Consider the following 23,541-nt stretch of genomic DNA (forward strand, 5'->3'; position numbering starts at 1 on the left):
CATGGGGCGCAGGGGGGAGAGAGCGGAGCGGGCCCTAGTTCGCCTCGCCGTCCGCCGCCGCCATGAGCGTCGCGAGGTCGAGCTTGCCCATCTTCATCATGGCGGCCATCGCGCGCGCGGCGCGCTCCTGGTCCGGGCCCGCGATGAGGTCGAGGAAGGGGAGGGGGACGATCTGCCAGGACAGGCCCCACCGGTCCTTGAGCCAGCCGCACGGGCCCTCGGAGCCGCCGAGGCTCAGCGCGTCCCAGTAGTGGTCGATCTCGGCCTGGTCGGCGCACTCCACGACGAGCGAGACGGCCTCGGTGAAGTGGAACTCGGGACCGCCGTTGAGCGCGTTGTGCCGGGTCCCGTCGAGGGTGAAGTCGACCGTGAGGACGGAGCCCGCGGGGCGGTGACCGCCCTCCTGGTAGTGGGTCACGCGGTCGATCCGCGAATTGGGGAAGACGGAGACGTAGTACTGGGCGGCCTCCAGCGCCTCGCTGTCGAACCACAGACTCGGGATGACGTGCGGCATGGGATTGCCCTCCTCGGCCGGGGCGCACGGCCGTTCCGCACGTCCTCACCAGCTACGACCGTCCCACCGACCGGAACTCATCGCATCCCGGCCCGCGTAGGCTCCCGGGGTGTTCTCGTTCCGCCTGCCCGGCCTCCTGCTCGCCGTCCTGCTCCTCGCCGCGTGCGGCACGGACCCCGCGCCCTCCGCGTCCCGCTCCGCGACCCCGGCACCGCGCCTCCCGCCCCGCCACGAAGGCGTCGACTACCAGCTCGGCGGCTCCTACCCGCCCCCCGCCGGAGCCCGGATCGTCGTCCGCGACCACGCGGCGAAGCCCGCCACCGGGCACTACAACGTCTGCTACGTCAACGCGTTCCAGGCCCAGCCGGGACGGACCGCCGACTGGCCGGCCGACCTCCTCCTGCGCGACGCGCGCGGCAAGGCCGTCATCGACCGCGACTGGGACGAGCAGCTCATCGACCTGCGCACCCCGGACCGCAGGAAGCGCGCCGCCGACCGCGTCGGCGACCTGATCGCGGGCTGCGCCCGGCACGGCTTCCAGGCCGTCGAACCCGACAACTACGACAGCTACACGCGCTCCCACGGACTCCTCAAGGCCGCCGACGCCACCGCCTACCTCACCCTCCTCGCCCGCACCGCCCACCGCCACGGCCTCGCCATCGCCCAGAAGAACACCGCCGAGCTGGCCTCCCGGCGCGAGAAGGTCGGCCTCGACTTCGCCGTCACCGAGGAGTGCGGCGCGTACGAGGAGTGCGGGACGTACCTGCGCGCCTTCGACGGGCACGTCCTCGACATCGAGTACACCCGCGAGGGACTGCGCGCGGCGTGCGCGGTGCCGAAGCTGCGCCCCGCGGTCGTGCTGCGCGACCTGGACCTCGTCCCGCGCGGCGAGAAGGGGTACGTACGGGCGGTGTGCCCCGCCTCCTGAGGCGGTACGCGCGCGGTGTCCCACAGGCGCCCGGCGCCGGGAAGCCCCACCGACCGCCCCGTCCCGGAGGCGCCTCCGGTCGCGTCGCGCCGGCCGCCCGCGCGGGGACGCCGGGTGGGACGCCGCCCGGTGCGCGCGGGCCGTCGTCAGTCCGGCAGCGGTGTCACGCTGCGCGGGGTGCTCGGCGACTGGTGCGTACTCGTCGGGAGCATCCTGATCTCGCCCTCGGGGTTGATCTCCGCCTGCACGATCCCCGTCTCGTCGCGGTAGAGCGGGGCGCCGCTCGGGCCCGTCTGCTGCGTACGGATCACTGTCACGGCCGCCGGGCCGCCGCCCGGCTCGCCCACGATCTCGGCGGCGTCGAAGATCAGCTCGTAGCGCTCGGGCTGCATGACAGGCTCCGTCCTGCGGGAGGGATCGCGGGCACCGGCTGCCCCCTGCATGATGCGGGCAGCGGTCCGGCGGGGGCGTGCGGAGGTGCGCCGTTCGGGGGCGCACCCCCGGGGCGTCCGGGGGCGCGCCACCCGAGCTTCAGGGGCGCACTCCGGGGCGGAGCCTCACCACCCCAGCCCGTGGAACTCCCTGCGCAGCGGCCCGAAGCCCCGCTCCTCGCGCGAGGGGTGCACGCGGTTGGTGAGCAGGACCGCGTACCGCCTCGTCGCCGGGTCGATCCACAGGCTCGTCCCCGTGAAACCCGTGTGCCCGTACGCGCCGGGGCCGAACGAGCCGCCGACGGGCGAGGCGTCGCCGGGGTCCTGCCCCTGCCAGGCGAGCGCCCGGCGCAGGTTGAGCCCGTCCGTGTGCGGCGCCGTCATGCGCGCGTACGTCTCGGGGCGCAGCAGTCCGGGTGCCCCGTCGGCGAGCGAGCGGGCGAGCCTTTCGACGTCGGCGAGCGGGGCGAACAGCCCGGCGTGCCCCGCGACGCCGCCGAGCACGACGGCGTTCTCGTCGTGGACCTCGCCGCGCACCACGCGCCCCCGCCACGGGCACTCCTCGGTCGCCACCGCGCGCTCCGGCGGCACGGGCCCGAACCCCGTCCCGCGCAGCCCGAGCGGCGTGGCCACGTACCGGTCCACGAGCGCGTCGAGCCCCGCGCCGCCCGCCGCCTCTGCGAGCAGCCCGAGAAGCATGAAGCCCTGCGAGGAGTACGTGACGCGCTCCCCGGGCGGGCCGCTCAGCGGCAGCCGGGCGAGCCCGTCGAGCAGCGCCTCGCGGGTCGGGTGCGTGCGGTACATCGGCACCTGGCCGGGGAGCCCCGAGGTGTGGGTGAGCAGCGCCGCGACGGTCAGGGGCGCGAGCGGGGTGTCGCGGTAGCGGGGCAGGTAGGTGGCGAGGGGTGCTTCGAGCGCGAGCGCGCCGCGTTCGGCGAGTGCCATGACGACGAGCCCGACGACGGGTTTCGTCACGGAGGCGAGGTCCCACAGGTCCGTGCCGTCGAGCGCGGGGCCGTCCCAGGCCCGGGTCCCGAGCCACCCCCGGTCCACGCCCCCGTCCGGCGTCGAGACGGCCCACGCGGCGCCCGAGTACAGGCCGCGCTCCCGCCCCTCGGCGAGCAGCGCGCGCCGCGCCGCGCCCGTCTCCGTACGCACGTCGCTCATCGTTCCTCGCCCTCCGCCTCGACGAGTCCCAGGCGTGGCGGGGCCTCCGCCGCGAGCCCGGCCTCGATGCTGCGCGCGGCCGAGAGCGCGAGCGGCGCGTACATCCCGGCGGCCGTGTCGTCGAAGGTGAACAGCGGCCCGCTGAGGACGAGGACGCCCGCGAGCACACCGTCCGGGCCGTGCACGGCGACGGCCAGCGCGCGCCGCGCGGCACCGGGGTCGGCCGGGTCGAGGGTCCAGCCGTCGCGGGCCGCCCCGGCGAGCGCCTCCGCGTCCTCGTCCTCGGTCCCGGCGGCCTCGCCCAGGGCCCGTACGAGCAGGCCCCCGGCGCCCGCCGTGAGCCGCTCGCGCTCGCCCGGCCGCGGCCCGAGCGCGAGCCCCGTACCGGGCGCGCTCACCTCGACGTGCACCAGCCACTCCCGGTCGCGCACCGCGTACGAGGCGAACAACCCCGTACGGGCGTGGAGTTCGTCGAGGACCGGGCGGACGTGGCGCAGGACGGGCTCCTCGGCGAGCACCGCCGCGGCGAGGCCGAGCAGGCGCGGGCCCGGCCGGTAGCTGCCGCCCTCGGCGGCCTCGGCGAAGCCCGCGGCGGCGAGCGAGCGCAACAGCCGGTGCACGGTGGGCTTCGCGAGCCCCGTACGCCGTGACAGCTCGGCGAGCCGGTGCGGCGCGCCCGTCGCGACGAGCGCCGACAGGACCTCCATCGCCTTGTCCACCGGACCCGGAGCGGTCCTGTCCGCAGGACCGGCGACAAGGCCCGTACCTGGCGAAACGTCGGGGGCCACGAGGGCCGCTGCCTGCGAAGGACTGTTGACCGTTTTCCCCATGGGGTTTAGCTTACCCGCACTGCATTCCATCTGCCGGAACGGGTGTGTTGCTCAATGGAACGAATACCTCGGGGTGCGCCACACGGGCCCCGTCCGTCGCGCCGCACCGTGCTGCGCTACGGCGGAGCGGCCGTCCCCGCGCTCGCCGCGACGGGGCTCCTCACCGGCTGCGGCACCGAGCCCGCCACGCACGCGGGCAACGTCCTTCGCGTCTCCCAGACCGGCGACCCGAAGACGATGGACCCGCAGAAGCAGGGCGACATGACGTCGATGAACGTCCTCGTCAACGTCTTCGACACGCTCACCGTCCGGGGCCGCGACAACAAGCTGGGACCCGGACTCGCCCTCACCTGGAAGGCGGTCTCGCCGAAGGTCTGGCGCTTCACGCTGCGCCCCGGGGTCCGCTTCCACAACGGTGAGGCGTGCGACGCGAAAGCCGTCAAGTTCAGCCTCGACCGGCTCCTCGACCCCGCCACCAAGTCCCCCATCGTGGAACTGCGGTACGTCGACGGCGTCACCGTCGTGGACGCGCACACCGTCGACGTCCACACCTCCGTGCACGACCCGATCCTCCCGGACAAGGTGTCGCTCTTCGGCGGCGTCGTCGTCCCGCCCCGCTACCTCGCGAAGGTCGGCGACGACGGCTTCGCCAACCACCCCGTCGGCACCGGGCCGTTCACCTTCGCCCACTGGCAGCGCGACCACGAACTGCGGCTGCGCGCCTTCCCCCACCACTGGCGGGGCCGCCCGGGACCGGACGAACTCGTCTTCACCCCGGCCCCCAACGCCTCCTCGGCGCTCGCCGCGCTCCAGAGCGGCGAGGTGGACCTCGTCAGCGGCCTCACCCCCGACGCCGCCCAGCAACTCGACGGCTACCCCGGCGTCCACCTCGACCACCACACCGGAATCCGCACCTCCTACCTCTCGCTCGACACCCTCACGGACGGACCGCTGCGCGACCGCCGGGTGCGCCAGGCCCTCAACCACGCCGTCGACGTGCCCCTCCTCATCAAGGCCGTACTCGGCGGCAAGGCGCAGGAGGTGCCCGCGATGATCCCGCGCGGCGCCTTCGGCTTCGACGACTCCCTCGCCCCGTACACCCGCTCCGTCGGCCGCGCCAAGGACCTCCTCGCCGAGGCCGGGCACCCGCACGGCTTCCACACCACCCTCACCGCCTCCAACGTCGACGCCAACGTCGCAGAGGCCCTCTCCGGGCTCCTCGCCCGCGCCGGGGTGCACGCCCGGGTCAACCTCCTCGACCCCGGCACCTACGCCCAGCGCCTCACCTCCGACAACCACGGCGCGCTCGGCCCGCTCTACCTCGCCGCCTCCACCGTGTGGACCCTCGACGGCGAGAGCATGCTCCAGTCCAACGTCCGCTCCGACCGCCGCCAGAGCCGCTGGCACGACAAGCGCGCCGACGCCCTCGTGGACTCCGAGGAACTCTCCGTCGAACCGGCCACGCGCCGCCGCGCCTTCAGCCGCCTCCAGGAACTCGTCAAGACGGAGGCGCCCTTCGTGTCCCTGTACCAGATCGACAACATCTACGCCCGCAACAACCGCCCCCGCTGGACCCCCGGCGCCGCCGGAGTCCTCGACATGGCCAGCGCGGAGGTCACCCGATGAGCGCCACCCTCGCCCCCACCCCGGCACCCGCGACGGTGAAGCGGCCCGGCCGCTCCGGGCACATCCTGCGCACCCTCGCCCTCCGCATCGGCACCGCGCTCCTCGTCCTGCTCTGCACGGCGACCGTCGCCTTCTTCCTCGTCCGTCTCTCCGGAGACCCCGTCAAGGTCCTCCTGCCGCCGGACGCGACCACCCAGCAGGAACACGTCCTGCGGCACAGCCTCGGCCTCGACCGCCCGCTCCTCACGCAGTACCTCGACTACTTGTGGGGCCTGCCGCGTCTCGACTTCGGCGACTCGCTCTTCTACAACCAGCCCGTCCGCACCGTGCTCGCCGACCGCATCCCCGCGACCCTTCTCCTCGCGGCGGGCGCCCTCGTCGTCACCCTCGTCGTCGCCCTCCCCGCCGGGACCATCGCCGCGATGCGCCGGGGCCGCGCCACCGACCGCTCCGTCATGACGGGCGTCCTCCTCGGCCAGTCGACGCCGCCCTTCTGGGTCGGCATCCTCCTCGTCCTCGTCTTCGCCGTCGGCCTGCACGCCCTGCCCGCCTCCGGGTACGGGAGCTTCGCGCACCTCGTCCTGCCCTCGGTGACGCTCGCCGTCTACTCCGTCGCCGTCGTCGCCCGGCTGCTGCGCTCCTCGCTCGTCGACGTCCTCGCCTCCGACCACATCCGCACCGCCCGCGCCCGGGGCCTCGGCCCCGTACGGACCGTCCTCACGCACGGGCTGCGCAACGCCTCGCTGCCCGTCGTCACCGTCGTCGGACTGGAGGTCGGCAGCCTCCTCGGCGGCGCCATCCTCACCGAACAGGTCTTCTCCTGGCCCGGCGTCGGCCGCCTCACCGTCGAGGCCATCTCCAACCGCGACTTCCCCCTCGTCCAGGCCACGATCCTGCTCTTCGCCGCGACCTTCGTCGTCGTCAACCTCCTCGTCGACCTCTCCTACAGCCTCCTCGACCCGAGGGTGAGGACCCGCGCATGACCACGACCACCGCACCCCCCGCCGCCGAGCCCGCGGCCCCGCCCGCGCCCGCGAGCACCCGCGCCGCCGCCGTACGCTCCCTGCTGCGCAACAAGCTCGCCGTCGCCGCCCTCGCCTTCCTGCTCCTCGTCCTCGTCTGCGCCGTGTTCGCCCCGCTCATCGCGCCCGCCGATCCCAACGCGCAGGACCTCCTCGCACGCCTCAAGCCGCCCGCCTGGCAGCACGGCGGCAGCTCCGCGCACCTCCTCGGCACCGACCAGCTCGGCCGCGACCTGCTCTCCCGCGTCGTCTACGGCACACGCGTCTCGCTCATGGTCGGCGCGGGCGCCGCCCTCCTCGCCGGTGTCCTCGGCACCCTCGCGGGCCTCGCCGCCGGGTACTTCGGCGGCTGGACCGACCGCCTCCTCATGCGCCTCGCCGACGTCCAGCTCGCCTTCCCGGCGATCCTCCTCGCCCTCGCCGTCGTCGGCTTCGTCGGCTCCGGGCTCTGGTACGTGATCCTCGTCCTCGGCATCACGGGCTGGGTCTCCTACGCCCGCGTGGTGCGCTCCGAGGTGCTGTCCCTGCGCACCCGCGACTTCGTCACCGAGGCGCACGCGATCGGCGTACGGCACCCGGCGATCATGCGCCGCCACCTCCTGCCCAACGTCATGGCGCCCCTCGCGACCATCGGCACGCTGCACATCGCCGCCGCCATCGTCGCCGAGGCGTCCCTGAGCTACCTCGGCCTCGGCGTCCCCAAGGAGACCGTCACCTGGGGCGCGATGCTCGCCGACGGGCAGCTCTACCTCGGCACCTCGTGGTGGGTCGCCGTCTTCCCGGGCATCGCCCTCATGCTCACCTCCCTCGCCGTCAACATCACCGGCGACGCCCTGCGCGACGTCGCGGACCCGAAGGCGTACCGCCGATGACCGACACCCCCGCCCCGCAGACCCCGGGCACCACGACACCCGTCCTCCAGATCCGGGACCTCCACGTCGACTTCCGCCTGGAGTCCCACACCGTCCACGCCGTACGCGGCGTGAACCTCGCCGTCCACGCGGGCGAGACCCTCGCCGTCGTCGGCGAGTCCGGGAGCGGCAAGTCCGCCACCGCGCTCGCGGCCCTGCGCCTCAACCCCGAACCGCCCTGCGTCTACCCGCGCGGCGAAGTCCTCCTCGACGGCGTCGACATCCTCCACCGCCCCGAACGCGCCTTGCGCCGCCTGCGCGGCAGCGACATCTCCATGGTCTTCCAGGACCCCATGACGAGCCTCGACCCGCTCCAGCGCTGCGGCCACCAGGTGAGCGAGGTCCTGCGCCTGCACGGCGGCCACAGCCGCCAGGAGGCCCGCACCGCCGCGCTCGAGGCCCTCGCCGACGTCGGCATCCCCGACCCCGAGCGCCGCTACCGCCAGTACCCCCACGAACTCTCCGGCGGCCTGCGCCAGCGCGTCATGATCGCCTCCGCGCTCGTCGCCCGCCCCCGCGTCCTCATCGCCGACGAACCCACCACCGCGCTCGACGTCACGGTGCAGCGCCAGATCCTCGACCTCCTCACGGACCTGCGGGAGCGCCACGGCATGGCCGTCGTCCTCATCACGCACGACCTGGGAGTCGTCGCCGAGACCGCCGACCGCGTCGTCGTCATGCGCCACGGCGAGGTCGTCGAGAGCGGCGACGTCGAGCAGGTCTTCGCCCGCCCCGCCCACCCGTACACCCGCGCCCTCCTCGACGCGACGCCACGACTGGAGCCCGCCGCATGACCGCGACCGCCACCCCGCTCCTCGAACTGCGCGGCCTGCGCAAGGAGTTCCCCGGGCGTCCGCCGAGCATCGCCGTCGACGGCGTCGACCTCACGGTCCACGAGGGCGAGACGCTGGCCCTCGTCGGCGAGTCGGGCTGCGGCAAGACGACGCTGACCCGGCTCCTCCTCCGCCTCACCGAACCCACGGCCGGGACCGTCCACTTCGACGGCACCGATCTGCACGGCCTCGACCACGCCGCGCTGCGCCGCTTCCGCCGCCAGCTCCAGGTCGTCCTCCAGGACCCGTACTCCAGCATGAACCCGCGCCTGCGGGTCGCCGACATCGTCGCCGAACCCCTCGTGACGCACGACCCCGACTTCCGGGGCAGGGGCGGCCGGGCGCGTCGCCGCGCCCGCGTCGCCGAACTCCTCGACGCGGTGGGACTCGACCCCACCGTCCTCGACCGCTACCCGCACGAGTTCTCCGGCGGCCAGCGCCAGCGCGTCTCGATCGCCCGCGCCCTCGCACTGGAACCCCGCCTCGTCGTCCTCGACGAACCCACGAGCGCCCTCGACGTCTCCGTGCAGGCCCGCGTCCTCGACCTCCTCGCCGACCTGCAACAGCGCCTCGGCCTCACGTACCTCTTCGTCTCGCACAACCTCGCCGTCGTCCGGCAGATCTCCGACCGCGTCGCCGTCATGCGCGCGGGCCGCATCGTCGAGACCGGCACGGCCGCCGACGTCTTCGCCCACCCCGCCCACGAGTACACCCGCGCCCTCCTGGACGCGGTCCCGGTCCCCGACCCGCGCCGTCGCCGCCGGAGGGCCGCATGAGGGCGCGCGCCACGGAGGGCGTACGGGGCGGTCCGACGCCCTCAGCGGTACGGGGCCGAGCCGCGCGGCAGCCCGCCTCAGCGTCCCGAGAGCACGAGCCCCGCCGCCCCGAGCAGCGCGACGTCGTCCACCGCCGCCTCGCTCACCACGACCCGCACCGGCTCGCCCCCGCCGAGCACGTCGGCGCGCAGCCGCTCCTCGACCAGCGCCCGGAACCGCTCACCGCCCTCGCGGGCCTCCCCGTGCAGCACGAACAGACCGCAGGCGAAGAGCTGCTGCACCGTCGCGAGTCCGAGCACCAGGTTCTCCGCGTACTCGCCGACGAGCCGCGCGGCCTCCTCGCCCGGTGCGGCGACGAGTGCCCCGAGCGTCACGTCGCCGCCGAGCCCCAGCGCCCGCGCCCGCTCGCGCAGCCACCGCGTCGTCGCGACCGTCTTCCAGCACCCCCGCCGCCCGCACGTGCACCGGCGCCCGCTCGCCGAGACCGTCATGTGCGCGCCGCTGCGCCCGCCGGGCGGGGCCAGTACCTCGCCCGCGTACAGGATGCCGACGCCGAGCACCTCGCCCGTCGACACCGAGGCGAAGGAGCGCCGCCCGCGCCCCGGCCCGAACCAGCGGTCGCCGAGCACCTGCACCCTCGCCCGGTGCTCGACGCGCACCGGGGCCCCCACCAGCGCCTCCAGGCGCCGCGCCACCGGGTAGCCGCGCAGCGCGGGCGCCTCGTTCACCTCCACGACGAGCCCCGCGACCGGGTCCACCACCCCGGCGGCGGCGACCCCGACCCCGAGCGGGGCACCCGCCGCGAGCAGCCCCGCCACCTCGGCGAGCGCCGCGTCCACCGCCCCCGCGCCCGCCGCCGGGTCGAAGACCGCGTCGGCCCGCTCCCGCACCACTCCCGCACCGCTCAGCAGCGCCGCCCGCACCCGCCCCGGCAGCACCTCGACAGCGCCCAGCGCGCCGGGGCCCGCCGCCCCACCGTCGTCGCCGCTCGCGCGGGCCGGGGACGGCACCAACCGCAAAGGAGTACGTTCATGCGCCATACGCCGACTCTGCCACGCCGCACCACCGGGGTGACAGCCGCGTGAGCCACCGGTACCTGACCGAGACCACCTGGCGCGAGACCCGCGAGGCCGCCCCCGACGCCATCGCCCTGCTGCCCATCGGCTCGCAGGAACAACACGCCGCACACCTCCCCCTCGGCACCGACACCCTCCTCGCCGAGGCCGTCACGGAGCGTGCCCTCGCCCACCTCGCCGGACGCGCGGCGGAGGGCGAGCGGGTCCCGCACGTCGTACGGCTGCCCACACTCCCGTACGGGCACAGCCCCCACCACCTCTTCGCCGCGGCCCTCACCCTCTCCGCGCACACCCTCGGCCTCGTGCTCGACGAGATCCTCGACTCGCTCGCGGCGACCGGGCACCGCAGGGTACTCGTCGTCAACGGGCACGGCGGCAATGACGAGATCATGCGCCTCGCCGTCAAGCGCTTCGCGCTGCGCGCCGAGGTCACGGCCGCCGCCTGCTCCTACTGGTCCCTCGGCGAAGCCGCCGCGGACGCGGAGCACGCCGCGCTCGTCCCGGGACACGCCGGCTGGTACGAGACCTCGCTCATGCTCGCCGCACACCCCGGACTGGTCCGTACCCCCGTCCCCGCCCGCGAGCCCGTGGACCCGCCCCCGCTCTTCGACCGGCCCCCCTACCCGGGACTCACCACCGAGCGGCACGGCGAGTGGGAACGCGTCGGCGGCAGCACGGACGACGCCTCCGGCGCCCAGGCGGAGCGGGGGGCCGCGCTCCTCGACGCGCGGGCCCGCGCCCTCGCCGGGGCCGTCCTCGCCTTCGACCGCGCGACAGGGACCGAGACCGGCCAGGGCACGGGCTGAGCCGCCCCGTACCCCCCGCACCACCCGTACCACCCGTACCACCACTCAGCGAGGAACCCCATGAAGATCACCGGCGTCGACGTCCACGTCGTCAACCTCCCCCTCCTCAACCCCTTCACCTCCTCCTTCGAGACGAAGACGGGCGAGACCCGCACCGTCGTCCGCATCCGCACCGACAGCGGCGTCGAGGGCTGGGGCGAGACGATGTGGGGGCAGCCCGTCGCCGCGCTCGTACGCGTCCTCGCCGAGGACCTGATCGGCACGAGCCCCTTCGCGCTCGAAGCCTTCCACCGCAAGCAGCACATGGTGCCCTTCTTCCACGGCTACCTCGGCTACGCGGCGCTCGCCGCGCTCGACGTCGCCTGCTGGGACGCCATGGGCAAGGCGACGGGGCAGTCCGTCACCGACCTGCTCGGCGGCCCCGTGCGCACCGAGGTCCCCCTCACCGCGCTCATCACGCGCGCCGACGCGCCCGGCGTCACCGGCGCCGACCTGCCGGGCGCGCTCGCCGAGCACACCGCGAAGGTCGTCGCCGAGGGCGGCTTCCGCGCCGTCAAGCTCAAGGGCACCACCGACGTCGCGGGAGACGTCGCGATCCTGCGCGCCCTGCGCGCCGAACTCCCCGCGATCGACCTGCGCGTGGACCCCAACGCCGCCTGGTCCGTCCCGGACTCGATCCGCGCCGGGATAGCCCTGGAGGAACTCGACCTGGAGTACCTTGAGGACCCCTGCGTCGGCATCGAGGGCATGAGCCAGGTGCGCGCCAAGGTCCGCATTCCGCTGTGCACCAACATGTGCCTCGTGCGCTTCGAGGAGTTCGCGCCGGCCGTGCGGCTCGGTGCCGTGGACGTCGTGCACGGAGACGTCTACAAGTGGGGCGGCATCGCCGCGACCAAGGCCCTCGCCGCGCACTGCGAGACCTTCGGGCTCGGCATGAACCTGCACAGCGGCGGCGAACTCGGCATCGCGACGGCCGCGCACCTCGCCGTCGTCGCGAGCACCCCGGTCCTCTCGCGCGCCATCGACTCCATGTACTACCTGCACGCGGACGACATCATCGAGCCGCTGACCCTGCGCGGGGGCAGCCTCACGGTCCCCACCGGTCCCGGGCTCGGCGTCACCGTCGACGAGGACAAGCTCCACCACTACGCCGAGGTCAACGCGAAGGAAGGGGACCTGACCCGATGAGCACCGACACCACCACCGACACCACCACCGACACGACCACCGAGGCCACCGAGGGCGCCACCCGTCACGCCCTGCGCACCGAAGCGGCGCCCCCGCCCGCGGGCGCCTACAGCCAGGGCCTCGCGGCGGGTCCGTACGTGTACACCTCGGGGCTCGGCCCGCAGGACCCCGCGAGCGGCGCGGTTCCCGAGGGGATCGGGGCGCAGACCGCACAGGTGCTCGCGAACCTCGCCGCCGTCCTCGCGGCCGACGGGCTCTCCCTCGCCGACGTCGTCAAGTCGACGGTCCATCTCCAGCACCTTCGCCGCGACTTCGCGGGCTTCGACGCCGCCTACCGCACCGCCTTCGAGGCCGCGGGCGGCCCGCTCCCGGTCCGCACGACGGTCGGCTCGGACCTCATGGACATCCTCGTCGAGATCGACGTCGTGGCGCTGCGGCGCACGGAGGACTGAGCACCGCCGGGGGTACGGGACGGGGCCGCGCCAACCGGCCGCGCGCCGCCCCGTACCCCGGCCAGGTCTCACACCGGCAGCACGTGCTCCCCGCTCCGGTCCGTGCTCAGGCACAGCGAGCACACGTGTGCCTCGTGCGTGACACAGGCGGTGACATCGGGGCGCTCGTACTCCTGCGCGCACACGTGGCACGTATAGGGGCTCGCGCTCGGGTTGCCGCTCTCGTCCAGGAGCGGCTCCGCGATGCCGTCGTCCGTGCGCCGCAGGTAGTACTTCCCGCGTGTCATCAGGGCCATGACAGGGGTGAGGACGAATGCGATGACGACGGCGGCGACCGGCGAGTAGGGCTGGACCGTGTCGCCGAGCGCGTGGAAGTACATCGCGATCGACAGGCCCGAGGCCGCGACGAAGGAGACGACGCCGACCGGGTTGACCGCGTAGAGCATCCCGCGCCGGAACTCCGGCTGGAGCGGGGAGAGTTTCAGCACGTACTTGTTGACCATGATGTCGGTCGCGACCGTCACGACCCACGCGATCGCGCAGTTCGAGTAGAAGCTCAGGATGTCGTTGAGGAAGCTGAACATGTCGGCCTCCATCAGCGCGAGCGCGAAACCGAGGTTGACGAGGACGAAGACCATGCGGCCCGGGTAGTGGCGGGTCACCCGTGTGAAGGAGTTCGTCCACGCGAGCGAGCCCGAGTACGCGTTCGTCACATTGATCTTGATCTGGCTGATCACGACGAGGACGACGGCGAGCGGCACCACGAGCCAGGACGGCATCATCGCGTCGAACGCGCCCCGGAACTGCTGGATCGGCTCGGTCGCGGCGGCCGGCCCCACGCCGGAGAGGATGTACACGGCGAGGAACACGCCGATCGCCTGCTTGAGCGCCCCCAGCACGACCCAGCCCGGACCGGCCATGACGACCGCCGTCCACCACGCGCGCCGGTTCTTGTCCGTGCGCGGCGGCATGAAGCGCAGGTAGTCGATCTGCTCGCCGATCTGCGCGATGAGCGAGAGGCACACGCCCGCGCCGAGCAGCACCGAGGCGGTGTTGATCCCGCCGTCCCCCGAGGTGCCCGCGTACGCGAGGAAGCGGTCCACCGTGCCGGGGTCCTCGGCGACGACGTAGACGAGCGGGCCCACCATGAGCAGGAGCCACACGGGCGTCGTCCACACCTGGAGCTTGCTGAGCGCCTTCATCCCGTAGACCACGAGCGGGATCACCATGAACGTCGACACCAAGTACCCAATCCACAAGGGTAGATGGAGCCCCAGTTTGAGGCCCTGCGCCATGATCGAGCCTTCGAGCGCGAAGAAGATGAACGTGAAGCTCGCGAAGATCACACTCGTGAGGACCGAGCCGAAGTAACCGAAGCCCGCACCACGGGTGATGAGGTCCAGGTCGAGGTTGTAGCGCGCCCCGTAGTACGCGAGCGGGAAACCCGTCACGAAGATGAGAACGGCCGCGACGCCGATCGCGAGCAGCGCGTTCCCCGTGCCGTGGCTGAGCCCGATCCCCGCGCCGATCGAGAAGTCCGCCATGTAGGCGATGCCGCCGAGCGCCGTCGTCGCCACGACCATGGGGGTCCAACGGCGGTACGAGCGCGGGGCGAAGCGGAGCGTGTAGTCCTCCAGCGTCTCCTTGACCGCCCCGCCCCCCTGCGGTGCGCCGTCGGGCTCCGGCTCGGTCGCGGCGGACGGCCGTGACTGCGTCGTGCTCATGCATGCCTCCCAGGGGACGGTGGTGATGCCGGGCACGAGGAGGCTAGGGACGGCGTGTTTCCCCGGATTCGCGCGGACGGTGAACGGGGCGTTACGTACAGCTCACAGCGGATTCCGCCTTCCCCGCAGGAGAGTCGCGCCCCGTCAGGAACGTGTACAACGCAGGGCTGCCGACCGGGACCGCTACCCGGCCGAGGCTCTTCCCGGGGGAGCCGGTGTCGTCCTCGGCGCCGCGCGCGGAAGCCTGGCGCGCCGCGCCGCGGGGCTGAGGAGCAGGAGGCCGACGTTGAGCGTCGAGCTGAGCCCGAGTTCGCACAGCGCGAGCGCGAGGACCAGCGGTCTGACGAGCGGGTGCCGGCGGATGTAGCGCAGCCCGTCGAGCAACTCGGCGCGCAGACTGCCGGGTTCGGCGCGAGCCCCGGTCGGCGCCGCCGGGGGACGTATCCGCAGTGAGAACAGCAGGGGCAGCGAGCCCGCGAAGAGCACCCCCGCCGCGGCGAAGGCCACGGGCAGCCCGCCGAGCCCGAGTGCGAGTCCCGCGAGCGGTGGCGCCGCGATCTGGCTCAGCCGCATCGCGAGCGAGCGCATCCCGATGACCCGCGCGAACTGCTCGGGCCGGGTCAGGCGGGGCGGCAGCGCGCCCACGGCCGGCACGAACAGCGCGTCCGCCGTGCCGAAGACAAGCGCCACGCACACGAGCAGCCACAAACGCGGGCGAGGTCAGCGCGACGGCACCGGCGACCCCGAGGACCAGCACGCGCCACCGTCGGCCCCGTCGGCGGCGGACCCGCGGGCCTGCTCCTCGCCTCCCTGCTGCGCCGCGACGACATCTACCGCGTCGTCCTCGAACCCTGAGACCACGCCCACGCCGAGGCCCCGCAGGCGTCGCCCGCACCAGGCCCCTACACCCCCGCCGGGAACTCCACCGCGAGCGCGACGCCCGGCCTGTTCGTGCGCGGCACCACCCGCCGCATGAGATCGGTGAGCCGCACGAGCACGTACTTGCGCGCGAGCGCCCGCCGCGCCGCCCGGCCCTCCGCCTCGTCCAGGACCCGGCCCGTCCCCTCGTACGTGCCCGCGCCCGCCGCGATCCGCCCCCGCACGTCGCAGGCCCGTACGCTCACGCGGCTCGTGTGCCGCAACCGCTTCACCTTGCCCGCGTGCGCGTCGCTCCACGCCACGAGCCGCTCGCCGTCCACGGCGAGCCACACGGGCGTCGCGACGGCCACACCGCTCCTGCGGTACGTGACGAGACTGACGTACTTCGCGGCGGCCAGCTCAGCGGGAACGCTCATGCGCCACCCTCCTCGTTCGGGGCTCGTAGAGGGACGACTCTACGGTGCGGGCGCTCCCGCCGAGGAGCGGTCAGCCGGTAGTGGCGACCACGGCCCCGGCCGCGACGAGCAGCGCCACGTACGCCCCCGCGTGGAGCGCGTCCGGGACCCGCGGCGGGCGACGGCGCAGCAGCACCACGACCACCGTCGAACCGGCCAGCAGCGACAGCGCCGCCACGATGTCCACCGCCCCGACGAGCCCCGCCCCCGCGGGCGTGCTTCCGCGCACCAGGAGCGAGACGCACAGCGCGGGCGCGACGATCGCGAGCGTGAGCGGATTGGCGAGCGCCGCCGCCACCGGCATCGAGGCGCCCGCCCGGCGCAGCAGCGGCACCGTCATCACGCTGCCGCCGACACCCAGGAACGAGGCGATGGCACCGATCGGCAGCCCCACACCGGTCGGCAGCGCCTGCCGCCGCCCCGCCACCGTGCGGGCGGGACGCAGGAAGCCGGGCCGCGCCAGCAGGTCCACGACCGTGACCCCCACGTACGCCACGAAGCCCCAGCGCAGCACGGGCCCCGGCGCGAACCGCCCGGCGACCGCCCCGAGCGCCCCGCCCACGCCGAGCAGCACGAGCAGCGCCCACCGGCCGCGTAGCGCCCGCGGCGGGGCGGCGAGCGTCGCGACGAGCGCGTTGACCAGCATGACCAGCGCGGACGTCGCCGTCGCCACGCGCACGGCGTCACCGCCGAGCCCGGCGTCCACCACCGTGATCACCGGGACCGTCACGAAGCCCCCACCGAAACCGAACAGCGCGGTGGTGACACCGACGCCGAGACCGAGCAGAAGAAGTACGAGTACGGACACCCTCCGAGCACATCGCACCCGGCAGATGGCGGGCAATCGCAGGCCGGGCGACTTTCTTCGCGACTTCGCCATACCCTGGCCGGGTGCGCAACGTCCCCCTCGACGCTCTCGACCACCTCCCGGTCGACGTCCTCCCGCTCGGCACCGACTACCCGCCGGACCACCTCCTCGCCCGGCACACCCACCGCAGGGCCCAGCTCCTCCACGGGGCCTCCGGCGTCATGCGCCTGGAGACCGAGGAGGGTGCCTGGACCGTCCCCGTCGACCGCGCCGTGTGCATCCCGCCGGGGACCCCGCACGAGGTCCGCATGCGGGGCGTCACCACCTGGAGCCTGTACATCGAGCCGGACGCCGTCCCCTGGTGGCCCACGTCCTGCACCGTGATCGAGGTCGGCGCGCTGCTCCGCGAACTCCTGCGCGCGGCGAACGACTTGGGCGCCGACTACGACACCGCCGGGCGCGACGGCGCGCTCATCGGGCTCCTCCTGCACGAACTGCGCCGCACCGCCCCGGCCCCGTTCGCCGTGTCGCTCCCGCGCGAGGAACCCTTCCGCGCCCTGTGCCGCTCCTACCTCGCCGCCCCCGACGCCGCGCTGACGAACACGGACTGGGCCCGCGCGGCGGCGATGAGCCCGCGCACCTTCGACCGCCGCTTCCACGCGCTCACCGGCACAAGTCCCGCCACCTGGCGGGCCCGCGCCCGTCTCCTTGCCGCCCTCCCACTCCTGCCCGCCCACAGCGTCACCGCGGTCGCCGCCCGCCTCGGCTACTCCTCTCCCGCGGCCTTCACCGCCGCCTTCACCCGCGCCTTCGGGGCCCCGCCGTCGAAACTGGGCTGACCAAGGGGAGGCGCCGGTATTTCGTCCGCTCCACACCAGGGACGAAGCCTCCCTGGTGACAAGACGGGCGTTATGTTGGCATTCGCCTTGTGAGGAGTGGCTGTGTGGCACGACATGCTGACGATTCAGCTCCCCATCGCGGAGAAGATCCTGCGGACCGTCCTCGTGTACGCCGCGATGGTGGTCCTCTTCCGGCTCAGCGGGAAACGCGGTCTGGCCAGCCTCAACACCTTCGACTTCGTCGTGGTCTTCCTTCTCTCCAACGTGGTGCAGAACGCCGTCATCGGAGCGGACGACAGTCTCCTGGGCGGCCTCGTCGGCGCCGCCACCCTCGTCGCCGTCAACGCGCTCATGAACCGGCTGACCGTGGCGAGCCCTCGCATCGCCCGTGTCCTTGAGGGAACGTCGACGACGGTGGTCGAGAACGGCTCCGTCATGACGGGCGCCGTCCGGCGGCTGGCCGTGCGCCCCTCGGAGATCGAGCATGCCGTCCGGGTGCAGAACGGGGAAGGGATCAGTGACGTCGCCTCGGCACGTCTGGAGCCCGACGGCCAGCTCCTCGTCGTGCTGAAGCAGTCCGCGGGAGCCCCGACGCGCGCCGACGTCGCACGCCTGGAGAAGCGGCTGACGGCGATCGAGGAGCTGCTGCGCGCCGAGGTGGCCGGGACCCGTCCGGAATCCACGGGCGGACACGGCAACGACTCGTGAGGGCCTCGGGGAACGGCGCGGGCGTTCAGGCGGCGACCGCCTCCTCGGCGCTGGAGCCGGTACGCGCACGGCGGTCCGGCCACGGGATGCGGACGCCGCACAGCGCGACCACGTAGGCGGCCCCCGCCACGCAGGCGAGCCCCCACACCAGGCTGCTCGCGCTGGCCACGAAACCGATCAGCGGAGGACCGGCGAGCAGCCCCGTCGTTCCCATGGCCGCGACCAGCGTGAGCGCGTTCCCGCCCTGCTGGGCTGCGGCCACGTAGACGCACGGGGTGACCGCCGCGACACCGAGCCCGACACAGGCGAAACCGGCGAAGGCCGGCCAGACACCCCCGGCCGCGAGTGCCACGACGAGCCCGGAACCGGCCAGGGCGCTGCCCACGACCACGACCCTGCCGTCGCCCCAGCGCTCACGCCAGCCGTCGGCGCACAGCCGCGCGAGGACCATGACGCCGGAGACGACGGAGATGCCCAGCGGAGCGAGCTGCTCCGAGGCGTCCGCGACATCCCGCAGGTACAGGGCGGACCAGTCGTTCATCGCGCCCTCCACGACCGTCCCGAAGACCATGGCGGCGCACATCCACCACACGGCCGCGCCCGGCAGCGTCCGGCGGCGTGGTTCCGGTGCTGCTTCCGCCTCGGCGGGCGCGGAAGGCGCCGCGACCTCTTCCGCACGGGTGAGCAGGCCCGTCCAGGCGCCCGCCGTGAGCAGGACGAGGAGAGCGGCGGCGACGGCGAAGTGGGCGGCGAGCGAGGACGTCATGAGGTGCACCCCGGAGGCGAGCACCCCCGCGAGGAAGGACCCGCCGCTGAAGACGGCGTGCAGCTTCGCCATCGTGTGCCGTGCGTACCGGGCCTCCAGCGCGGCGCCCTGCGCGTTCATCGCCGTGTTGAGGCAACCGACGAAGACCCCGTCGACGCACACCACCAACAGGGCGACCGGGTAGTTGGGGGCGGCGGCCAGGGCGAGGAGGACGAGGGCCAGCGCCGTGGTCGAGAGCAGGGCGAGCCGGCGCGAGCCCAGGCGCCGCATCAGCAGCGCGATGAGAGGGAAGGACACGCAGGAGCCCACCCCCGCGGCCATCAGCAGGAAGCCGACCTCGGCGGCGTTCAGGCCGAGCCCGGATTTCAGCGCCGGGATGCGGGAGGCCCACGTGGCGTACTGGAAGCCCAGGGCGCAGAAGAGCGCGGCGGTGGCGAACTGCCCGCGTCTGAACGAGGGAACGGGGGAGGGCATGAGGTCAACTCCGCCTGTGTGAGGGTTGATGGGCAGGGGACGCGGAGCGACCCGGGGACGGTTCCCGCGTCGTGAGCGAGCGGGACATGTACAGGGCCGACGCGCCGTAGTCGGTGACGGCCACGTCCGGTTGGGCGACGTAGCCGAGTGCGGCCCAGAAGCGGTCCGCCCCGCCCACGGCCACGAGCGAGACGGAGGTGCAGCCCCGGTCCCGCGCGGCGTCCTCCACGTGTGCCACGAGGCGACGCCCGAGGCCGCGCCCGCGCAGGAGCGGGCTCACGACGAGGTCGTGGATGTGCAGGTTCTCGCGAAGGGCGGGCGCCGGTTCCGTGCGTCCCCACGACGGCGGACGTCGCGGCGGGCTGGGCAGCGCGAGCAGGTATCCGCCGACGGTCTCCGCCCCGGTGCGCACCACGAAGCACGTGCCGGGCGAGACCGCGGCCTTGGCGCGGAGGACCGCGGGGCTCTCGGAGAGGCCGAGCGGGGCGTACGCCGCGGCCTCCAGGGAGACGATCGCGGCCCAGTCCGCCGGGGCGAGGCCCCGGATCACGGGCCCCGACGCCACCGGCCCCGACGCCACGGTCCCGCGCGCCGCGCTCACAGGCCCTCTCCCCGCGCGTCCGGCGACGCGCCGGTGAGGACGACGGGGAGGGGGGAGAAGCCGTTGAATCCGCGCGTCGTGTAGCTCAGCGCGTACGCGCCGCAGGAGAGGATCTCGACAGGATCGCCCGAGCGCAGATCCGCGGGAACCCGCACGTGCCCGCGGTCGTGCGCGAAGGCGTCGTCGCTGTCGCACGTCGGACCCGCCACGACCGCCGGGACCCGGGGGGCCGCGGAACGGGTGGGGAAGCGCAGACGGTACTGGAGGGCGTCCATCTCGTAGAGGCCGTTGAACTTCCCGCAGCTCAGGTAGAGCCAGTGCTGCAGGACGCCGTCGGGCATGCGCCGCCGCGTCAGGCGTACGACGCGGGCGTGGATGGTGCCGTGGTCGGCGACCAGCCACCGGCCCGGCTCCATGACGACGTCGAGGTGCCCGCCGTGGACGGCACGCAGCCGTTCGACACCCTCCCGGAGCGTGGCGAAGATCTTGTCCAGCGGGGGGTCGAGCGGTTCGCCCGCGGCGCTCAGGTACCCCCGGGCGGGCAGTCCGCCCCCGAGGTTCACGTGGTCCAGCGTGATGCCTGCCTCACCCAGCGCCTCCAGTACCGCCGCGAGACGATCGCACGCCTCGCGCCAGGCGTCGGGGTCCATCTGCTGCGAGCCCACGTGCACCGAGAGCCCGGAGGGCACGAGACCGAGATCGACGGCCTCGCGCAGGAGCCGTACGCCCTCGTCCGGCGCGCAGCCGAACTTGTGCTTGAGACCCCACAGCGCGCTCCCGCCCTCCACGGCGATCCGGCAGAACACCCGTGCGCCGGGGGCGTGGCGCGCGAGTGCCGCGAGGTCCTCACGGCTGTCCGTCACGAAGAGGCGCACCCCCAGGGCGTACGCCTCCGCGATGTCCGCGTCGGACTTGATCGTGTTGCCGTAGTGGACGCTCTCGACGGGGAACCCGGCACGCAGCGCCTGCCGCAGTTCCTGCGGCCCGGCCGCGTCCACCCCGGCGCCCACGGCGGCGAGAGCGCGCAGGACCCCGTCGTCGGGAGCCGCCTTCATGGCGAACCGCACGGCGGCGGAGGGGAGTTCGCGACACAGCTCGGCGTACCGGGCGCGGATGCCGTCGAGGTCGTACACGAGCCGGTCGTGCCCACCCGGCTCCTCGGGGCGTGGTCGCGGGGGGGACGTCATATTTCCTCCTGTGCGGCGTACGGCCCGGCTTGGCGCGCCCCGGCGACGAGGGCGGGCCAGATGTCGATGAGCAGGGCGTAGTCCTCCATGTCCGAGCGGGCCTCCGCCGGCAACGACTCCCGCGACGGGCGCAGCCGGTCGGCGAAGTCGGCGTAGCGCCCGCCCAGTCGGCGGTAGGCGTCGTCGACGCGGTCGAGGCGATCGAGGTTCTCGGCCGGGTCCACGACGGCGGCGCGCCGCACGATGGCGGCCACCCGCTCCGCGTCGACGGTGCCGTCGTCGAGCAGGAGGTCCGAGCCCGCGCGGGCGAGCGCCGCGTACGCCGGGTGGAGGTGCGCCATCGACAGGAGGAACTTCACGAAGCGCGTCTGGTAGGCGAGGAAGCCGGAATCCGTACGGCGTTCGCCTGTGTAGTAGTTGACGATGTGCCGGTTGTGCAGGACGCCGGGGAGACCCGCGTGGTGGACGAGGTGGAGGAGGAAGTAGTCGCTTCCGATGGTGTTCGTCGCGGGGGGCAGCGGGACGCGGGCGTGCACGTCCTGGAAGGCGATGTTGCACATGTCGACCCGCATCGGGTCGACCCGGGTCAGCAGCGCGTGGTCGCCCTCGAAGGCCGCGTTGCCCGCGCCGAGGAACGACTCGGCGACCAGCGCCCGCCTCTCCTCCTCGGTCGCGTCCGCGGGCGCCCACAGGCTGACCACGTCGTGGTACGCCTCGGGGTCGAGGGCGGCGATCTCGGCGATGTCGACGGAGGGCGGCCCGACGAAGGACGCCCCGACCAGGGAGACGGTGCGGGCGGCCTCGCGCGGGGTGAGGTCGCACTCGTCCACGTCGCCGATCAGGTCGGCGGCCCGCGCGCCCAGCGCCCGCAGCTCGTGGTGGATCGGGAAGACCTTCTCGCCGTCGTGCTCCTGGTAGCGGCTGTCGGAGTCCCTGCGGTGCACGGACACGCAGCCGAGCGCGAGGCTGAGGAGGAACGCCCGGTTGGTGCACGCCCCGTAGGAGGGCTTCGAGGGAAGCATCAGGTCGAGCAGCAGCTCGGTCTTCGGGCTGTCCGTGGCCGCGAGCGCCTGACGCAGGAAGGCGCGCTGCTCCTCCTCGTCGAAGTGGTGGACGCGCACGCGCGGAGGGAGGGCGAGCCGCCCCAGCGCCGCCCGGTGGGCCGCGCGCGTCTCGGGAGCGCTGGAGTCGAGGACGAGGAGGTGGACCTCGACGTCGAAGTGCCCGACCGCGTAGGCGGCTTCCTCGCCCAGGAGCCGCAGGGTGGTCACGCACTCCCGGTCGGTCGGGAGGGTCAGGCAGACGCTGCGCACGAGTCGGCCCCCTTCGTGTCCGCCTCCCGCCAGGACCGCAGGCCGAGCAGGCGTTCCCCCAGTTCGTCCAGCTCGGGGCGAGGGTAGCGCTCGGCCTCGGGGCGCACGGCGTCGCCCAGGAGGGTGCCGTTCCAGGTGGGGGTGCTCAGGTCCCGCCACGAGTCCACCCGCGAGCGGCGCAGTTCCTCGTGCTGCTCCAGGGCGGGCATCATCGACAGGTACTGCACCGCGCGGGCCCCGGCGGTGGAGAGATTGGCCGCCACGCCGTGCGCGAGGTGACCGTTGAAGATGAGCAGATCGCCCGCGCGCAGTTCGGGGCGCACGACGGGCATCTCGGAGCGGTCGACGGCCGGACGGATGGGGTCGCGGTCGGCCGGCTGCTCGGCCTTCCACCGGTCGAACTGCCGGAAGAGTTCGGGGCAGCACTGGAATCCGCCCTGCTCGGGCACGGTGTCGTTGAGCGCGAGGATGCCCTGGACGCGCTGGGGCGGGATGCCGCGCGTGCTGTCGACGTCCCAGTGCAGATCGATGTCGAAACCGGTCGGGCGGAACTCGATCAGCGAGCGGTCGCGGGTCTTGATGTTCGGCGGGTTGAGGTTCAGCCGGTCCAGGGTGACCCACAGTTCGTCGCAGTCCCACACGTCGGCGAACGCTTCGTACACGCGCCGGCGCTGCCTGTTCTGCCACATCAGCTCGTGGTGGTACGCCTCCACGAATCCGTAGATGTGCAGCTCCTGGTCCAGCTCGGAACGGTACTCGCGCTCGTCGTACCAGGTCTCGGGGCGTTCGGGGTCGAGCCCCTGGAACTCCCAGGCGACGTCGAGGAGTCGCTGGGCGTCCTCGCGCGGGACGGCCTGCTCGACCACGACGTAGCCGTAGGTCTGCCAGAAGGAGAACTGCTCCTCGCTCAGCACGCGCAGCGGGCGCGTCTTGCGCAGCTCGCGCAGCGGGGTGGCGGCGAGGTAGGTCTCGCCGTCCGCGCTGAAGTAGGGACGGGTGGTCGCGGCACGGTGCAGGTACGGATCGGCCGTGGGCATGAGGGAACTCCAGGGCTCTTGAGCGTGGGGAGGGCGAGGCGTCGTACGGGCGCGGTGTCCTGACCAGGGCACACGGCATACGCGAACGACGGACGCGGGGAAGGAGGAAGACGGGGGCGCTCGGTTCGAAGCGGCGCCTCGCCCTCCACGTTGGACTAGACCAGCGAAGCCTGTCAACGTCTCATCCGTC

At 73.7% G+C, this 23,541-nt stretch carries 24 protein-coding genes and 1 pseudogene; 11 read left to right on the top strand and 14 right to left on the bottom strand.

Annotation, left to right across the window (positions count from 1 at the left end; translation table 11 throughout):
* Positions 1–34 precede the first annotated feature (34 nt).
* On the bottom strand, positions 35–514 hold the full coding sequence (locus STTU_RS31130) for a VOC family protein (protein WP_007830284.1): 480 nt from the start codon (positions 512–514) through the stop codon (positions 35–37).
* 109 nt (positions 515–623) lie between these two features.
* Between STTU_RS31130 and STTU_RS31135 the strand changes: the two genes are divergently transcribed.
* A complete protein-coding gene (locus STTU_RS31135) occupies positions 624–1,442 on the top strand; it encodes an endo alpha-1,4 polygalactosaminidase (protein WP_007830286.1) in 819 nt (272 codons plus the stop codon).
* A gap of 146 nt (positions 1,443–1,588) precedes the next feature.
* Here the strand turns inward: STTU_RS31135 and STTU_RS31140 are convergent, their stop codons facing one another.
* From STTU_RS31140 to STTU_RS31150, 3 genes are all read right to left on the bottom strand, one after another.
* Positions 1,589–1,834: a DUF6296 family protein gene (locus STTU_RS31140; RefSeq protein WP_007830287.1), complete on the bottom strand. Its 246-nt coding sequence runs from the start codon at positions 1,832–1,834 to the stop codon at positions 1,589–1,591.
* Between the two features lie 165 nt (positions 1,835–1,999).
* Entirely contained in the window at positions 2,000–3,040 is a 1,041-nt protein-coding gene (locus STTU_RS31145) for a serine hydrolase domain-containing protein (RefSeq protein ID WP_043256884.1), read from the bottom strand.
* Complete coding sequence (locus tag STTU_RS31150; RefSeq protein ID WP_234019347.1) at positions 3,037–3,870, bottom strand: helix-turn-helix domain-containing protein; 834 nt, start codon at positions 3,868–3,870, stop codon at positions 3,037–3,039. The genes STTU_RS31145 and STTU_RS31150 overlap by 4 nt, the downstream gene beginning before the upstream one ends.
* Before the next feature lie 54 nt (positions 3,871–3,924).
* Here STTU_RS31150 and STTU_RS31155 point away from each other — a divergent pair, with 54 nt between their 5' ends.
* From STTU_RS31155 to STTU_RS31175, 5 genes are read left to right on the top strand one after another with little or no spacing between them, the layout of a single operon-like run.
* The gene (locus STTU_RS31155) at positions 3,925–5,496 is read left to right on the top strand and encodes an ABC transporter substrate-binding protein (RefSeq protein ID WP_007830290.1); all 1,572 of its coding nucleotides are present in this window, start codon (positions 3,925–3,927) and stop codon (positions 5,494–5,496) included.
* Positions 5,493–6,479 (top strand): ABC transporter permease, encoded by a 987-nt coding sequence (locus tag STTU_RS31160; protein ID WP_043256888.1) that lies wholly within the window; start codon positions 5,493–5,495, stop codon positions 6,477–6,479. Before STTU_RS31155 ends, STTU_RS31160 begins: the two co-directional genes overlap by 4 nt.
* Positions 6,476–7,390 carry an ABC transporter permease gene (locus STTU_RS31165; RefSeq protein WP_043256889.1) on the top strand — a complete coding sequence of 305 codons (915 nt, stop codon included), beginning with the start codon at positions 6,476–6,478 and terminating at the stop codon, positions 7,388–7,390. Before STTU_RS31160 ends, STTU_RS31165 begins: the two co-directional genes overlap by 4 nt.
* On the top strand, positions 7,387–8,223 hold the full coding sequence (locus STTU_RS31170) for an ATP-binding cassette domain-containing protein (protein WP_052862446.1): 837 nt from the start codon (positions 7,387–7,389) through the stop codon (positions 8,221–8,223). The genes STTU_RS31165 and STTU_RS31170 overlap by 4 nt, the downstream gene beginning before the upstream one ends.
* Positions 8,220–9,038, top strand: a complete 819-nt coding sequence (locus tag STTU_RS31175; protein ID WP_043256891.1) for an ATP-binding cassette domain-containing protein — start codon at positions 8,220–8,222, stop codon at positions 9,036–9,038. Before STTU_RS31170 ends, STTU_RS31175 begins: the two co-directional genes overlap by 4 nt.
* A gap of 77 nt (positions 9,039–9,115) precedes the next feature.
* Here the strand turns inward: STTU_RS31175 and STTU_RS31180 are convergent, their stop codons facing one another.
* On the bottom strand, positions 9,116–10,078 hold the full coding sequence (locus STTU_RS31180; protein WP_234019348.1) for an ROK family protein: 963 nt from the start codon (positions 10,076–10,078) through the stop codon (positions 9,116–9,118).
* A 41-nt stretch (positions 10,079–10,119) separates the two neighbouring features.
* Between STTU_RS31180 and STTU_RS31185 the strand changes: the two genes are divergently transcribed.
* The 3 genes from STTU_RS31185 to STTU_RS31195 are packed head-to-tail and all read left to right on the top strand — an operon-like array spanning position 10,120 to position 12,560.
* Complete coding sequence (locus STTU_RS31185) at positions 10,120–10,920, top strand: creatininase family protein (protein WP_007830304.1); 801 nt, start codon at positions 10,120–10,122, stop codon at positions 10,918–10,920.
* Between the two features lie 60 nt (positions 10,921–10,980).
* A complete protein-coding gene (locus STTU_RS31190) occupies positions 10,981–12,108 on the top strand; it encodes a mandelate racemase/muconate lactonizing enzyme family protein (protein WP_007830306.1) in 1,128 nt (375 codons plus the stop codon).
* Positions 12,105–12,560, top strand: a complete 456-nt coding sequence (locus STTU_RS31195; protein ID WP_043256893.1) for a RidA family protein — start codon at positions 12,105–12,107, stop codon at positions 12,558–12,560. Before STTU_RS31190 ends, STTU_RS31195 begins: the two co-directional genes overlap by 4 nt.
* 68 nt (positions 12,561–12,628) lie before the next feature.
* Here the strand turns inward: STTU_RS31195 and STTU_RS31200 are convergent, their stop codons facing one another.
* From STTU_RS31200 to STTU_RS31215, 4 genes and pseudogenes are all read right to left on the bottom strand, one after another.
* Positions 12,629–14,284, bottom strand: coding sequence for a purine-cytosine permease family protein (locus STTU_RS31200; RefSeq protein ID WP_199785052.1), 1,656 nt, complete (start codon positions 14,282–14,284; stop codon positions 12,629–12,631).
* 264 nt (positions 14,285–14,548) lie between these two features.
* Positions 14,549–15,041 (bottom strand): annotated as a pseudogene (locus tag STTU_RS31205) (MFS transporter); the annotation flags it as partial.
* A 145-nt stretch (positions 15,042–15,186) separates the two neighbouring features.
* On the bottom strand, positions 15,187–15,579 hold the full coding sequence (locus tag STTU_RS31210) for a PPOX class F420-dependent oxidoreductase (RefSeq protein WP_007830316.1): 393 nt from the start codon (positions 15,577–15,579) through the stop codon (positions 15,187–15,189).
* A gap of 70 nt (positions 15,580–15,649) precedes the next feature.
* Complete coding sequence (locus STTU_RS31215) at positions 15,650–16,426, bottom strand: sulfite exporter TauE/SafE family protein (protein WP_007830318.1); 777 nt, start codon at positions 16,424–16,426, stop codon at positions 15,650–15,652.
* Positions 16,427–16,509: 83 nt separating this feature from the next.
* Between STTU_RS31215 and STTU_RS31220 the strand changes: the two genes are divergently transcribed.
* Positions 16,510–17,265, top strand: a complete 756-nt coding sequence (locus STTU_RS31220) for an AraC family transcriptional regulator (RefSeq protein WP_007830320.1) — start codon at positions 16,510–16,512, stop codon at positions 17,263–17,265.
* Between the two features lie 102 nt (positions 17,266–17,367).
* Positions 17,368–17,973, top strand: a complete 606-nt coding sequence (locus tag STTU_RS31225; RefSeq protein ID WP_007830322.1) for a DUF421 domain-containing protein — start codon at positions 17,368–17,370, stop codon at positions 17,971–17,973.
* 25 nt (positions 17,974–17,998) lie between these two features.
* Here STTU_RS31225 and STTU_RS31230 read toward each other — a convergent pair whose 3' ends face one another.
* The 5 genes from STTU_RS31230 to STTU_RS31250 are packed head-to-tail and all read right to left on the bottom strand — an operon-like array spanning position 17,999 to position 23,351.
* Positions 17,999–19,213 (bottom strand): MFS transporter, encoded by a 1,215-nt coding sequence (locus STTU_RS31230; RefSeq protein WP_007830324.1) that lies wholly within the window; start codon positions 19,211–19,213, stop codon positions 17,999–18,001.
* Positions 19,214–19,217: 4 nt separating this feature from the next.
* A complete protein-coding gene (locus STTU_RS31235) occupies positions 19,218–19,814 on the bottom strand; it encodes a GNAT family N-acetyltransferase (protein WP_043256895.1) in 597 nt (198 codons plus the stop codon).
* Positions 19,811–21,001, bottom strand: a complete 1,191-nt coding sequence (locus STTU_RS31240; protein ID WP_052862447.1) for a type III PLP-dependent enzyme — start codon at positions 20,999–21,001, stop codon at positions 19,811–19,813. The genes STTU_RS31235 and STTU_RS31240 overlap by 4 nt, the downstream gene beginning before the upstream one ends.
* Positions 20,998–22,314, bottom strand: coding sequence for a DUF6271 family protein (locus STTU_RS31245; RefSeq protein ID WP_043256897.1), 1,317 nt, complete (start codon positions 22,312–22,314; stop codon positions 20,998–21,000). The genes STTU_RS31240 and STTU_RS31245 overlap by 4 nt, the downstream gene beginning before the upstream one ends.
* Positions 22,296–23,351 carry a phytanoyl-CoA dioxygenase family protein gene (locus STTU_RS31250; RefSeq protein ID WP_007830346.1) on the bottom strand — a complete coding sequence of 352 codons (1,056 nt, stop codon included), beginning with the start codon at positions 23,349–23,351 and terminating at the stop codon, positions 22,296–22,298. Before STTU_RS31250 ends, STTU_RS31245 begins: the two co-directional genes overlap by 19 nt.
* Positions 23,352–23,541: the final 190 nt, after the last annotated feature.

The organism is Streptomyces sp. Tu6071 (assembly GCF_000213055.1).
Taxonomy (GTDB): Bacteria; Actinomycetota; Actinomycetes; order Streptomycetales; family Streptomycetaceae; genus Streptomyces; species Streptomyces evansiae.

What these genes read in the sequence shown, in the direction of transcription:
- STTU_RS31170 (WP_052862446.1), top strand. Translation starts at nt 7,387, where the DNA reads ATGACCGACACCCCCGCCCCGCAGACCCCGGGCACCACGACACCCGTC.
- STTU_RS31175 (WP_043256891.1), top strand. Translation starts at nt 8,220, where the DNA reads ATGACCGCGACCGCCACCCCGCTCCTCGAACTGCGCGGCCTGCGCAAG.
- STTU_RS31145 (WP_043256884.1), bottom strand. Translation starts at nt 3,040, where the DNA reads ATGAGCGACGTGCGTACGGAGACGGGCGCGGCGCGGCGCGCGCTGCTC.
- STTU_RS31210 (WP_007830316.1), bottom strand. Translation starts at nt 15,579, where the DNA reads ATGAGCGTTCCCGCTGAGCTGGCCGCCGCGAAGTACGTCAGTCTCGTC.
- STTU_RS31160 (WP_043256888.1), top strand. Translation starts at nt 5,493, where the DNA reads ATGAGCGCCACCCTCGCCCCCACCCCGGCACCCGCGACGGTGAAGCGG.
- STTU_RS31195 (WP_043256893.1), top strand. Translation starts at nt 12,105, where the DNA reads ATGAGCACCGACACCACCACCGACACCACCACCGACACGACCACCGAG.
- STTU_RS31180 (WP_234019348.1), bottom strand. Translation starts at nt 10,078, where the DNA reads ATGGCGCATGAACGTACTCCTTTGCGGTTGGTGCCGTCCCCGGCCCGC.
- STTU_RS31230 (WP_007830324.1), bottom strand. Translation starts at nt 19,213, where the DNA reads ATGCCCTCCCCCGTTCCCTCGTTCAGACGCGGGCAGTTCGCCACCGCC.
- STTU_RS31200 (WP_199785052.1), bottom strand. Translation starts at nt 14,284, where the DNA reads ATGAGCACGACGCAGTCACGGCCGTCCGCCGCGACCGAGCCGGAGCCC.
- STTU_RS31155 (WP_007830290.1), top strand. Translation starts at nt 3,925, where the DNA reads ATGGAACGAATACCTCGGGGTGCGCCACACGGGCCCCGTCCGTCGCGC.
- STTU_RS31240 (WP_052862447.1), bottom strand. Translation starts at nt 21,001, where the DNA reads ATGACGTCCCCCCCGCGACCACGCCCCGAGGAGCCGGGTGGGCACGAC.
- STTU_RS31140 (WP_007830287.1), bottom strand. Translation starts at nt 1,834, where the DNA reads ATGCAGCCCGAGCGCTACGAGCTGATCTTCGACGCCGCCGAGATCGTG.
- STTU_RS31190 (WP_007830306.1), top strand. Translation starts at nt 10,981, where the DNA reads ATGAAGATCACCGGCGTCGACGTCCACGTCGTCAACCTCCCCCTCCTC.
- STTU_RS31165 (WP_043256889.1), top strand. Translation starts at nt 6,476, where the DNA reads ATGACCACGACCACCGCACCCCCCGCCGCCGAGCCCGCGGCCCCGCCC.
- STTU_RS31150 (WP_234019347.1), bottom strand. Translation starts at nt 3,870, where the DNA reads ATGGGGAAAACGGTCAACAGTCCTTCGCAGGCAGCGGCCCTCGTGGCC.
- STTU_RS31250 (WP_007830346.1), bottom strand. Translation starts at nt 23,351, where the DNA reads ATGCCCACGGCCGATCCGTACCTGCACCGTGCCGCGACCACCCGTCCC.
- STTU_RS31130 (WP_007830284.1), bottom strand. Translation starts at nt 514, where the DNA reads ATGCCGCACGTCATCCCGAGTCTGTGGTTCGACAGCGAGGCGCTGGAG.